Source organism: Paenibacillus oleatilyticus, from assembly GCF_018998565.1.
Classification (GTDB): Bacteria; Bacillota; Bacilli; order Paenibacillales; family NBRC-103111; genus Paenibacillus_G; species Paenibacillus_G oleatilyticus.
In genome coordinates, this window is record NZ_JAHNZO010000027.1 from 49,501 (window position 1) to 61,982 (window position 12,482).

Here is a 12,482-nt window from a genome sequence, read left to right on the forward strand (position 1 = left end):
GTAAAACAAACCGTGTCTTATGAGCTCACGACAATCGTTGCCTCTCTCTATACGCTTACGAGGTTAGCTGACGGATTCGGGCGTGAGAGTCGCCCTACCCCAGTACATGTTTCACATGCACGATGAGGATTCACCCCGTGGAATAGGAACGGCGCGTTTAACGCCCCGTCCTGTCCCGTTGGTTCCCCCGCTTCCCGGCGAGCCGGGAATTCAGCGATATATTGCATGGAATGGCTGCATTTTTATAAGTTTGCGAATGGAACTGACGTTCCGTTTTTCCAAAAAAGACAATAAAAAACCACAGAGGCAGGAGCCCTGTGGTCGCTATACGATCACAAGCTTCATCATCCTCTCTCCATTCGAACATAGGCCGCGGCCGGCCGCTAAACGGCTGTTCGATCCAACGCTGACGAGGTTAGCTGACGGATTCGGACGGTGAGAGTCGCCCTACCCCAGTGCACGCTTCACATGCACGATGAGGATTCACCCCGGGGACGCATGGCTTTCGGCTCTCACACCGGCAGCGCAGGCTTCCCTTGTGGTTCCCCCGCTTTCCGCACGATGGCGGAAATTAAGCGATAAGAATTTGGAAACTGTAAATTTATGAATTGAATATTACGCTTGTCGGAAGCAACTGTAAAGAACGGTGGGAATGGCTCTGGAGCGAAATAGGGGAGGTTCAGGCACATAAGAGCGCTTTCTCAGATATGGTTCTTTTCCAATCTCTACAAATCTCACTATTTCTTCGTTTTTCATAAATCGTGATCTTTTTCTCAGCACTCCGTTCCCGGCTACAGCCAGATTCCACTTTCAATCCGCGCCAAGCCATGGCCGGAGGCGTACATATAAGCAAACGCCTCGTAGATTACCGCTCCCACAAACACTTGAACGGACTTCAGCTCAAAGCGGTACGGCGGGTTCATCCGGTTAAAATTCGACGCCAATTCCCGGACGGTTTCAAACGCGACATCTCCCATCGCCAGCAGCTTGCCGCTCACCTTGTCTTCCCCCGAGGTTAATGCGGGAAAACCGAGTCCGGTATCGTACAGAACGCCTCTCACCCAGGCCTCATCGCTCAACAGCTGTGAATGCCTGGAAATAAACGGGTTGTCTTTGTGATTCAAGGAAACGACGCCATACACGAACACATTCAATTCCGCAACCTCTTTTCTCTGGAATACCGTTTGAGCTTAACTATAGGGGAAAACTGTTAGAAATGTATTAGGGACGGAAATTTTTGCCGGAATGGGCGGCTCCGCGGCAACAAAAAAAGCTCCGTCAGCGGATCTGTCCCTGACCGAGCCTTCTTTGGCCGTTTATAAATACCGGTTACCCTTCCTTACCCCAAAGCAAATCCAATTTCTGTACATGATGCTGCGCATACTAAAACAATGAAAGCCCTGCCTCTCTTCCATCCTTGCGGCTCCGAAGACCGCGCCAGTGTGAATCAGTGTTACAACAATTCCTAATCATGGGAGTTCCTTGAATGAACGATTAAACATGTGCGGAAATAACGCTGCTTTCTCGAGGAAAATCTTCCGTGTAGGGGTTGTATGAGGGTTTAAGTATATTCTTGCGAATATCGAATAAATTTACCATAGCTCGTCCCGGATGTCAACCCGTCAATTCGTTTGAATCTAAAAATCAACCGAGTTTTCGTCATTTTCGCACGAAAATGAACAAATTCGCGGCAAATGGGGGGATTTTCGTTACTACCTCTCGATTCGGAGTCCGCACACCCCGTGCATACCCCGGAGTGCCCTGCTCGCCGTTTGAGCGCTGATAGGCGTTCCGAGTATAATGGATTATAAGCAATCTTTATTTTTGTCTATTATTTGAACGCTTAAGGGAGGTGTACCTATCCACCTCACGCAGGGGATAGGGAATATTTGAGTAGTGACCCGTTACCTTTATTGTTTAACGCGGTTCTCATTATCGTCTTGGTGCTGCTGAACGGCTTTTTCGTCGCCGCGGAGTTCGCCATGGTCAAAGTAAGAAACAGCCGCATTGATACGCTCGCCCAAAGCGGCAATGTGAGCGCGCGGTTCGCGCAAAAAATTACGGGCAACCTGAACGCTTATTTATCCGCCTGCCAGCTCGGCATTACGCTTGCGTCGCTTGGACTCGGCTGGGTCGGAGAACCGGCTATCGCCGCTTTTCTCGAACCGATCCTGAAAGATTGGCTCGGCTTAAGCCCCGTCGTTATTCATACGATCTCCTTCTTTGTAGCTTTCTCGCTCATTACCGCGCTGCATATTACGCTCGGGGAGCAGTTCCCGAAGACGTACGCGATCCGCCAATCGGAGAACGTGACGCTTTGGTCCGCGCTGCCGGTTATCATTTTCTACAAGCTGATGTACCCTTTCATCTGGATGCTGAACGGCGCGTCGAACTGGATGCTGAAGCGCGCAGGCATTGAGCCGGCCACAGAGCACGAATCGGCTCATACGGAAGAAGAAATCCGCGTCTTAGTGAAGGAAAGCCATAAAAGCGGCTTCATCGACAATACGGAGCTTACGCTTTTTGACAATATATTCGAGTTTACCGAAACGAACGCGCGCGAAATTATGATCCCGCGGACGGAAATGGCTTGCTTGTACGCCAATCTGCCGTTCGAGGACAACATGGAAATCGCGCATCGCGAAATGCGTACCCGTTATCCGGTATGCGACCCGGATAAAGACAACATTATCGGCTTCGTGCATATCAAGGACTTGATGAAGTCGCACGGTGCGCTGACTGAGCTTCGCTCTATCGTGCGTCCGATCGCCAAAGTGCCGGATTCGATGCCGATCAGCAGGCTGCTCAAGCTGATGCAGTGGAAAAAAGTGCAGATTGCCCTGCTTATCGACGAATACGGCGGAACTTCGGGGATGGTGACGCTGGAGGACATTCTGGAAGAAATCGTCGGCGAAATCCAAGACGAGTTCGACCCGGATGAGCGGGCTCGGGTGGAGAAGAAAGACGAGTACAACTACTCCATCGACGGTCTGATGCTAATCGACGAAGTGAACGATCAGTTCGGGCTGGAAATCGAGTCCGAGGACTACGATACGATCGGCGGCTGGATGTACTCGCAGGTGGAGCTTCCGCCCAAGCATGGACAGAGCGTCGTCTATCAGGACGAATTCGAGTTCGTTATCGAGGAAACGGACGACCTGCGAATCGCAAGACTCGCCGTCCGCAAGCTGCAAGCGGATTCGCAAACGCAGTCGGCGTAAGGCATAATAGATGGTCATTGGAACGCAAAAGAGAGGCCCATTCGATTCGGGGACCTCTCTTTTTTATGTTCAGGATTGAACGGTAGAATTGATGCCTTCGCGTCTTGCGTAAGAATGGTGAAGCATCTCGCCCGGCATTTGCAGAAACACTTCCACGTACTGCTTATCGAACTGCGTGCCGCTGTGCCGGCGCAGCTCTTCCTTCGCTTCCTCCAGCGACATTCCTGCCCGGTAGGGCCGGTCGGACAGCATGCTGTCGAAAGAATCGATGATGGTGCAGATCCGGGCGAACGCCGGAATGTCCACCCCGCTTAAGCCGTACGGATAACCCGTTCCGTTCCATCGCTCGTGGTGAAATTCGACGATGTCGATGATCACCTGTTCCTCCGGCGCATGAATTTTCAATATATCCGCCCCCAGCACCGGATGCTGCTTCATCATCTTCCATTCTCTTTCCGTCAGCGACGTCTCCTTTTTTAGAATCGAGTCGGGCATGTAGATTTTCCCGATGTCGTGCAAGCAGCATCCGATCACCAATTGCCGGGTCTGCGCCAGATTCAGGCGCATCATCAGCGCCATGCTCTTTGCAAGCTTCCCCACCCGCAGACTATGCTCATAGGTATCGACGTCCTTTTCCATTAACCGAACCAACTCTTGAGTGACTAAACGATCCCGCACGCGTTACCCCTCCTCAGCCCATGTGTCGCGCCCAGCCGAAATCCTTCAAGCCCCTCCTTTCCGTAGTCAGGCGTGATACAATAGAGTTCGTACAATTTGTGTTGTTCGAAAAAGAAAGGAGACCCTATGCAAACCCTGCTCGCTCAAATCCATCTTCCCGAACAATTGAAATCAACCGAAAAATACACGGACGAACAAATCGTCAACATGTTCCTGACGACTTGCTCCCGATCCCCGTATACGATGAGAAATTACCGCAACGCGATCGCTAAATTCCGCCGCTTTATCGGCGATAAATCCTTACAGGACGTGACCTGGCGGGAAATCGAGGTCTATAAAATCGGCCTGCTGGAAGGGCTGTTAAGCCGCGCAAACAAGCCTCAGGCTCCGGCGACGGTGGCCATACATATCGCGCCTCTGCGCTCGCTTTATAAATGGGGCAGCGACCCGAACATAGGCATGTTTAAGCATAATCCGACCACCTGCATCCGCATCCCTAAAATCCCCGTGAACAGCAAAAATCATTATTTGACGAAGGCCGAAGTGCTGCGTTTGTTCGAGCAGTTAAAGCAGCAAGGGCTGCGCGATTACGTCATCGGAGTCACGCTGGTGCTGCTCGGCATCCGGGTATCGGAGCTGGTTTCGATCCAATGGAACCATTTTCACACCGACCCCGAAGGTGCTTCGATGTGGCTAACGATTCGTGGCAAAGGCGATAAAGAACGCGAAGTTAAGGTGCCGCATATGCTGTGGACGCTGCTTCAAGCTTATGATGCTACAAAGCCGGGGCCGTCCGGTCCGGAGGACAAGCTGTTCCCTTTATCCGTCCGCATTGTCGAGAAAATTATCAAGAAAGCCCGTGAGCAATGCGGTATGGAGAAGAAGGCGACCCCTCACTGGCTCCGCCACACAAACGCGACGCTCGCCCTCCTGCGCGGCGCTTCCTTGCAACAGGTACAGGAATCGCTCGGGCATACGCACATCAACACCACACAGCGCTATCTCCATACGGTCCAGCAAATTAAAAAAGCGGCCCCCGACTATGTCGAAGACTGCTTCAAAGACAGCTTATAGGCATTTCATCCTATGTTTTTCCATTATTCTCTTGTTTCATTGGTTAATATTGACTATAATACAAAAAAGAAATATTTGTAGAAATAGTATGAATTTCATAAATAAATGTCGAACAACACAAATTGTACGAACCCCATTGTAACGTATTGCCTTTGAAAAAGCACCCCATTTTCCACCGTCCGTCGTTGCCCACGAACGGCCGCAACCGCTTGCGGCCCGCTCTTTGTTCTTTCGTGCGTCAGCCGTCTTCCGCAGCCATTTTGGGATCGTTTCGTTTTGGGCTATAATACTAGCAAAGACGCTTCATGAGCAGGAACAGAATGGAGAATTGATATGAAGTACGATGTTATCGTCATCGGCGGCGGACCCTCCGGCTTGATGGCCTGTATTGCAGCCAGCAGGCAAGGCGCACGCGTCGCGCTGATCGATAAAGGGGACAAGCTCGGACGCAAGCTCGGCATCTCCGGCGGAGGCCGGTGCAACGTCACGAACGCGAAGGAAATCGATGAGATTATTAAGCATATTCCGGGCAACGGACGGTTTTTGCACAGTGTGCTCGCCCATTTCGGCAATCGTGAAATCATCGCTTTTTTTGAAAATCTCGGTATCCGGCTGAAGGAAGAGGACAACGGGCGAATGTTTCCCGTGACGGACAAAGCCAAAACCGTCGTCGACGCGCTTGTCGGCCAAGTCCGCAAGCAAGGCGTGGACATTAAGGTGAACCGTGCGGTGGAGCGGGTGCTTTATCAAGACAGACGCACCGCAGGCATTCGCCTTCAGACGGGCGAGACAATTGCCGGCAAATGCGTCGTCATCGCCAGCGGAGGCAAATCGGTGCCGCATACCGGCTCGACCGGCGACGGCTACGCTTGGGCCGAGGACGCGGGGCACACGATCACGCCGCTGTTTCCCACCGAGGTTCCGCTGACGTCCGGCGAGCCTTTTATCAAAAGCCGGGAGCTCCAAGGCTTGTCGCTGCGGAACGTGGAGCTTACGGTCTGGAACGCCAAGGGGAAGAAAATCATTTCTCATCAGGGCGACATGCTGTTTACCCATTTTGGCCTATCCGGCCCGATCGCGCTGCGGTGCAGTCAATTCGTCGTGAAGGAGCGGCAAAAAACGGCGGAGCAACACGTGCTGACCACCATTGATCTGTATCCGGACAAAAGTGTGCAGGAGATCTACGACGAGACGATGGCTTTGGCTAAAAGCGAGCCGAAAAAAGCGGTCAAAAACGTGCTAAAGGGGTATGTCTCCGAACGCCTCCTACCGCTTCTGCTCCGGCAAGCCGGGCTGGACGAGCAAACGACGTACGATAATATCCCGAAGCAGCCGTGGATGGACTTAAGCAAGCGGATCAAAGCGTTTCCCGTGCAGGTAAACGGGACACTGTCGATTGAAGAAGCCTTCGTCACCGGCGGCGGGGTGAATTTGAAGGAGCTCGATCCGCGGACGATGGGGTCGAAGCTGATGGAAGGGCTGTTCTTCTGCGGCGAGATTCTCGATATCCATGGGTATACCGGAGGCTACAACATCACGGCGGCCTTCGCCACAGGCTATACGGCAGGGACGTTCGCCGCACAGGCCGCGCAAGACGCGCTCGAAGCGTAGAAGCCCGGTCTCTTCCCGAAAACCAAAGAAAGAGGGTGGCCCGGAGGCCATCCTCTTTCGGTTTATAATTAGCGGCTTGTCGACAGGTTACAGCTCAGTCAGCGCTTGAACCACCAAGTAAGGCACCATCCCGATGGCGATAAGACCGAACAGAAACCCTTTTGCGATGGACTTTAAAGCATGTTTCATGATGTTTTCCTCCCTACTCTCTTTTTATCTGTGTCTAATCTGTGAATTACTTTCATTGTAATTTTCAATTGTTACGAATTTATGACGCTAACCTGAAACGAAGGTAAAATCAAATAAAAACGGGGGTCCCTTTTATGAAAAGGAACTCCCGTTTTTATTCGAAGTAAGGCTCGATATGAACGTGCACGTTGCCAATCTGATGCTCCTCCAGCATCCGCTTCTCGATCTCGTCGCTGATCTCGTGACTTTCGCCGACGGACAGTTCGGCGCTGACCTCTATGACGACATCCAACAGCACGCTGCTGCCGTGCACTCGGGCCCGGATGTCCTTGATCCGCTCCACGCCGGGCGTCTGGTGCACCGTCTGCCGGAACACCTTCAGCTTCTTGTCGTCGAACCCGTCCGTGAGCGCATGGGCGGCATCGATGAATACATCCCATGCCGTCTTGCAAATGACCAAGCCGACAGCGAGCGCCGCGGCCGCATCCAGGATCGGATAGCCGAAGCGCGACCCGATGATGCCTACGGCTGCCCCGATGCTGACGAGCGCATCCGACCGGTTATCGTAGGCCGCCGCTTTCAACGATTGGCTGTTTAGCCGTTTCGCCAAACGGCTGTTATATGTGTATACCCCCCACATGACGACCGCGCACCCGAGGGCAATCCATGCGGCCAGCAAATCCGGAGCCTGACGGTCTGTTACGAAAAAGCTCTTGCACGCCTGCAGCACGACTTGAATCCCGGCGGCAGCCATAATGAACGACGCGACAAGCGAGGCGATCGTCTCGGCCCGTCTATGTCCGTAAGGGTGGTCCCGATCCGGCGGCTTGCGCGAGATGCGCAGTCCGATCAGCACGGCGAGCGATACGATAATATCGGTCGAGTTATTGATTCCGTCGGCGGTGAGCGCCTCGGAGCCGGTCGTATACCCCATGCCGATCTTAAAAGCGGCAAGCAGGATGTACGCGACGATGCTGACCCACGCGCCCTTTTCGCCTTCTTTTAACGGATCATGCATTTCCACGGCGGTTCCCCTCCATTGCTCTTGCCAAAATCACCTTGATTGAAGTCAGGCTCATCATATCAGACGAAAACCGTGTGGGTCTAGAGAAACAGTGTTTTACCCGCCAATAAAAATAGGTCCCGTGCAACTTTGTTTTACCCGTCAAAGGATGTGGGGAACAGCCAACAAAAAAGGACCGGACCAAAAAAAGAAACAGCGGCCCGCGTCTCGCCGGGTACCGCTGTCCGGACGCGGCGACGGACCGCCTCTTGCCGCTTATAAACGCAGGCCGGCATCGAAGCCGTTATAGTTGTCGCCCGACGGATCGAACGGAACGTCTTCGTCATTATATGCGCCGCTGGATCGGTTGACATAATCCGAAGCGGACACAGCCGGCTCGCTTTCGGTCCAATCGTCGTTCACGAAATGCGCCGGAATCGGGATCAGGCTGTCTGGGTCGTAAGCCATGGCGAAAGCGGCGGTTTCGCTCAGCGAGCCTTCCGCTTCCACCAAACGGCCCCCATAGGCCTGGACAATTTCGAGCGCGGACGTCAGATCATGCCGGTCTACGATGACATGCAGAGTCGGCTGCTTCAGGTTCGTATGCGGACTCACACGGTACCCGAGCTCCTCCAACATATCCTGGGCCAAAGCGGCCGCATTCTGAGAATCGAATTGAAACAAAATCGGTGTGCTGCTCATAAGGTTCCTCCGCTTGTCGGTAGTAGGTTCACGTTTGGTCCTAGTTTGCCCCGATGAAGGAGGCTTATTCCAAGCGCGGCACATACTCCCTCGCCCCCAGGCATAGGATGATAGCGAAACCGCTGCCTTATCCGGCTTCGCCGAATCCTGATCCGAAAGAGGTGCACACCATGTACAACGGACTGCCCGAAAGCCCCGAGCTGGAGGACATACGTTCGAACCAATGGATTGCCGCCGCGGCGTACTTGTTATTTTTCGTGCCGCTGCTTGCTGCTCCGAAGTCGAAGTTTGCCATGTACCACGCCAATCAGGGGCTAGTGCTGCTCTTGGCCGCGATCGCCGCCAATGTGGTGCTCTGGCTGCTGCCGCTGATCGGGCTGCTGCTTGTGCCGCTGGCTAATCTCGGCCTGCTCGTCCTATTTATCATGGGTATTCTGAATACTGTGAACGGGTGGATGAAGCCGCTGCCGTTCATCGGCGGCCTGAGCTTGATCAGAACACCTTAGCGCGCGAGCACACCAAAAAGACGTTCCGTATCCTTCTCTTGGAGTAAGGAAACGGGACGTCTTTTGGTTTTGTCACAAATCGCGGCGTTATTCTTGGCGCACAACCTCTTGCAATGGCCGCCGTTCCACGGTCAGCAGCTTTCCCTCGCGGAAAAAGCAGCGGTGCTCCGCACAAGGCTCTCCGGCCAGCATCGCCGGAAGAAAATGCCGGACATGCTGCACCACGCCGTTGTTTTCCGGGTCGATCACCCATTCGATCGGCTTCCACGCTAAGATCCCCTCGGCCGTCTCCATCGGCAAATCCGGCAGTGCGTCACCCGGAGCTTCTCCGATAAAAGCGTACATTCCCCCGACATCCCTGCCGTCCACCTCCCACGTCACGGTCCCGCCGAAGCGCACCGCCTCCTCTTCGAGTCGGAGCCCGGTCTCCTCTTCGATTTCCCGTATGACGCTCGCCAGCGGCGTTTCTCCCGGCTCCAGCTTTCCGCCAACTCCGTTCCACAGTCCGAGCAGCGGTGCCTTGTCCCGGTTCAGCATAAGCAATCGATCGCCGTTGCGAATAAAAGCGATATTGAATTTCAGCATGTCTCATCCTCCTGACCCGCAAAATCCGCAAGTCTGTCTCCATTATAATGCAAGTTTCCACAAAACCACGGAAAATCCTGCAACTTTTGCTTATTTTCGGCGAATATGAGATTGCCAACAGTACGGGGAATTTGTTATCATTGACAAGTGGCGAGCCATATGTAATATTAATTATAAAAACGTATGCTTTACTGCTTAAAAGCTTAAAAGCCACGAAGCGTTCGCCTATTTTGGAGAGGAGTCAATCATTATGGTCAGGGAAAACCACAATATTTTGGACTGCACCATCCGCGACGGCGGTTTGGTCAACAACTGGGATTTTAGCGTCGAGTTTGTCAAAGACATGTATTACGGTCTGAGCGAAGCCGGCGTCGAATATATGGAGATCGGTTATAAAAACTCGGCTAAGCTGCTGAAAGGCGCTGAAGCGGGGCCTTGGCGCTTTTTGAACGAGGATTTCCTGAAGGAAGTCATCCCGCAAAAGACCGACACCAAGCTGTCTGCGCTGGTCGATATTGGACGCGTTGACGAGAAGGACATTCTCCCCCGGGAAAACAGTCTGCTCGACCTGATCCGCGTTGCGACCTACATTAAAGATGTAGATAAAGCGCTCGATCTGGTGCAGAAATTCCATGACTACGGTTATGAAACGACGATCAACATTATGGCGCTCTCCCACGTGATGGAGAACGATCTGAATGAAGCGTTCGAAGAAATTGCCAAGAGTCCGGTCGATGTCGTGTACATCGTCGATTCGTACGGCAGCATGGACTACCGGGACGTCGAATATCTCGTCTCCAAATTCCAGCGTCTTCTGCCAAATAAGAAGCTCGGCCTGCATATGCACAACAACATGCAGCTCGCCTTCTCCAATACGATCATGGGCGCCACCAAAGGCGTCGAGTTCCTTGACACCTCCGTATACGGTATGGGACGAGCTGCCGGCAACTGCCCGACGGAGCTGATCGTCAGCCATTTGAAAAATCCGAAGTACGACGTTCGTCCGATCCTCGGCATCATTGAGAAGCATATGATCACCATGCGCGAGAAGTGGGAGTGGGGCTACATTATTCCTTACATGATCGCCGGCGTATTGAACGATCATCCGCGTTCGGCTATGGCGGTCCGCGCCAGCGACAAAAAGGACAAGTTCGTGGAATTCTACGACAAAATGACATCCCCCGAAGCGATGCCGGCCGGCGAGTAATCCGGCTGCCGCTTGCGGTTCACGCAGAAAAAACCCGGTTTCCCCTGGAGGAAGCCGGGTTTCTTGTCTATTCGCACGCCATTCTGGTAAGCTTAACCTTGTACGGAAAGGGGATATACGCGACTATGAAAACTTTTGAAGCCCGGGTCAAGGCCGTGCTGGCCGCCCGCGATCCGCATACATTTGTCACCGCGCGGGAAAGCTCCGTCACTGTGGATCTTGCCGGCATTCCCGGTGACCGGCATTACGGACTCACGCGGCCTGCCGACAGCCGGCAGCGGTTTTATCCGCGCGGCACCGAAATTGCCAACCGGAGGCAAATCAGCATCGTCTCCGTCGAGGAATTGGCCCAGATCGCCGAGCGGCTAGGGCTGCCCGAAGTGCTCCCGGAATGGCTCGGCGCCAATCTGCTCTTGGAAGGATATCCCTCCCTTACGCTGCTGCCGCAGGGTGCACGCCTGCTGTTCCCTGCCGGAACGGGCTTGATCGGCGAAGGTGAGAACCTTCCCTGCACAGGGCCGGGCGAAATGATCGCCGAAGCGACAGGCCATGCTGCGGCAGCTACCCGCTTCACGGCTGCCGCGAAGAAGCGGCGCGGCATCGTCTGCTCCGTCGAGCGCATAGGCACGATCGCAGAAGGCGATACCGTGCGGATTATGATCGAGTAACCGGGGCAGGACCCGGCCGATTTCACATTTTACAAGCGAAGCGAGGTGCGGGAGGTGCTTCCGACCGTTACGTTCAAAGCCCCCAAGCAGCTGCTTAATCCAGCCACCGGCTACTTGACGGGCTATACGCATACGCTCAATCCTTATTCCGGCTGCGCCTTCGCCTGCACCTACTGCTACGTGCGCGAAATGCCGGTGGCGAAGTTTCGCCCGGAGCCTTGGGGAAGCTGGGTCGACGTAAAATCGTCGGCCGCGGAGCTGCTCGCCAAAGAACTCGTCCGGGCGAAGCGCAAGGGCCCTGTCTCCATCTTTATGTCCTCCAGCACGGACCCTTACCAGCCGGTCGAATACCGGACCGGGCTGACCCGTTCGCTGCTCGAAACGATGGCGGAAGGAGACGCGCCCGACTTTGTACTGCTGCAAACGCGCAGCCCGCTCGTCACCCGGGATATCGATCTGCTCCAGCGGCTCGGATCGCGCGTACGTGTCAGCCTCACGATCGAGACCGATCTGGAGTCGGTCCGCAAGGCGTTCTCGCCCGCCGCGCCGCCGATCCCCGCCCGGCTGCGGGCGCTGCGCAAGCTCGTCGAAGCGGGCGTTCCCACGCAAGCGGCCGTTTCGCCCGTGCTGCCGAGCAGCGACGGCTTTGCGCAAGCGCTGCGGGATACCGGCGTGACGCGGCTCGTCGTCGACGATTTCTTCATGGGCGACGGCAGCCTTGGTCGGCGCACGGAGCGCCTCGGCATCCGGCGCATTTACGAGTCGCTCGGTCTGGAGGCTTGGTATGACCGCGACGCTTACCGCCAAGTACTGGAGCAGTTGAAGCGGCATTTTTCGGAAGAGCGGATCTTGGTCAGTCAGGCGGGCTTTTTGCCGTAAGAAGCAGGAGTCCATTTATGAAAAAAAGGGAGGCATCGATAACCCGATGCCTCCCTGAGCTTGTTGCGAAAGTGGTCAAACGGGATTATAGAGGTTACGAAAGGGTGGGGTATCCACTTCCGACCGCTGTTGTCATCGGGAAATTTTTATTGAAGCCGC

The 12,482-nt window shown here is 54.3% G+C and carries 12 protein-coding genes and 2 riboswitches; of the genes, 7 read left to right on the forward strand and 5 right to left on the reverse strand.

The features are described 5' to 3' along the window. Positions 1-36 precede the first annotated feature (36 nt). Positions 37-226, reverse strand: a riboswitch (cyclic di-AMP (ydaO/yuaA leader). Positions 227-389: 163 nt separating this feature from the next. Beyond that, positions 390-588, reverse strand: a riboswitch (cyclic di-AMP (ydaO/yuaA leader). A 203-nt stretch (positions 589-791) separates the two neighbouring features. Then, complete coding sequence (locus tag KQX66_RS27600) at positions 792-1,148, reverse strand: gamma-glutamylcyclotransferase family protein (RefSeq protein ID WP_308647290.1); 357 nt, start codon at positions 1,146-1,148, stop codon at positions 792-794. A 741-nt stretch (positions 1,149-1,889) separates the two neighbouring features. On the opposite strand from KQX66_RS27600, the gene KQX66_RS27605 reads away from it, so the two are divergent. After that, complete coding sequence (locus tag KQX66_RS27605) at positions 1,890-3,221, forward strand: hemolysin family protein (RefSeq protein ID WP_253957471.1); 1,332 nt, start codon at positions 1,890-1,892, stop codon at positions 3,219-3,221. 69 nt (positions 3,222-3,290) lie between these two features. Here KQX66_RS27605 and KQX66_RS27610 read toward each other — a convergent pair whose 3' ends face one another. Further along, on the reverse strand, positions 3,291-3,899 hold the full coding sequence (locus tag KQX66_RS27610; RefSeq protein ID WP_308647286.1) for an HD-GYP domain-containing protein: 609 nt from the start codon (positions 3,897-3,899) through the stop codon (positions 3,291-3,293). A 126-nt stretch (positions 3,900-4,025) separates the two neighbouring features. On the opposite strand from KQX66_RS27610, the gene KQX66_RS27615 reads away from it, so the two are divergent. Continuing rightward, positions 4,026-4,973 carry a tyrosine-type recombinase/integrase gene (locus tag KQX66_RS27615; RefSeq protein ID WP_216796089.1) on the forward strand — a complete coding sequence of 316 codons (948 nt, stop codon included), beginning with the start codon at positions 4,026-4,028 and terminating at the stop codon, positions 4,971-4,973. A gap of 333 nt (positions 4,974-5,306) precedes the next feature. Next, the gene (locus KQX66_RS27620; RefSeq protein WP_216796090.1) at positions 5,307-6,584 is read left to right on the forward strand and encodes a BaiN/RdsA family NAD(P)/FAD-dependent oxidoreductase; all 1,278 of its coding nucleotides are present in this window, start codon (positions 5,307-5,309) and stop codon (positions 6,582-6,584) included. 343 nt (positions 6,585-6,927) lie between these two features. On the opposite strand, the gene KQX66_RS27625 is transcribed toward KQX66_RS27620, so the two are convergent. Beyond that, entirely contained in the window at positions 6,928-7,797 is an 870-nt protein-coding gene (locus tag KQX66_RS27625) for a cation diffusion facilitator family transporter (protein WP_216796091.1), read from the reverse strand. Positions 7,798-8,052: 255 nt separating this feature from the next. Then, positions 8,053-8,478 (reverse strand): hypothetical protein, encoded by a 426-nt coding sequence (locus tag KQX66_RS27630; protein WP_216796092.1) that lies wholly within the window; start codon positions 8,476-8,478, stop codon positions 8,053-8,055. Between the two features lie 170 nt (positions 8,479-8,648). Between KQX66_RS27630 and KQX66_RS27635 the strand changes: the two genes are divergently transcribed. Further along, entirely contained in the window at positions 8,649-8,984 is a 336-nt protein-coding gene (locus tag KQX66_RS27635) for a hypothetical protein (protein ID WP_216796129.1), read from the forward strand. Between the two features lie 87 nt (positions 8,985-9,071). On the opposite strand, the gene KQX66_RS27640 is transcribed toward KQX66_RS27635, so the two are convergent. Beyond that, positions 9,072-9,569 (reverse strand): NUDIX hydrolase, encoded by a 498-nt coding sequence (locus KQX66_RS27640; protein ID WP_216796093.1) that lies wholly within the window; start codon positions 9,567-9,569, stop codon positions 9,072-9,074. Between the two features lie 250 nt (positions 9,570-9,819). On the opposite strand from KQX66_RS27640, the gene KQX66_RS27645 reads away from it, so the two are divergent. From KQX66_RS27645 to KQX66_RS27655, 3 genes are all read left to right on the forward strand, one after another. Next, the gene (locus KQX66_RS27645; RefSeq protein ID WP_025852462.1) at positions 9,820-10,776 is read left to right on the forward strand and encodes an aldolase catalytic domain-containing protein; all 957 of its coding nucleotides are present in this window, start codon (positions 9,820-9,822) and stop codon (positions 10,774-10,776) included. Between the two features lie 125 nt (positions 10,777-10,901). Next, positions 10,902-11,444, forward strand: coding sequence for an MOSC domain-containing protein (locus tag KQX66_RS27650; protein ID WP_216796094.1), 543 nt, complete (start codon positions 10,902-10,904; stop codon positions 11,442-11,444). A 54-nt stretch (positions 11,445-11,498) separates the two neighbouring features. Beyond that, entirely contained in the window at positions 11,499-12,323 is an 825-nt protein-coding gene (locus tag KQX66_RS27655) for an SPL family radical SAM protein (RefSeq protein ID WP_216796095.1), read from the forward strand. The last annotated feature ends 159 nt before the right edge of the window (positions 12,324-12,482 follow it).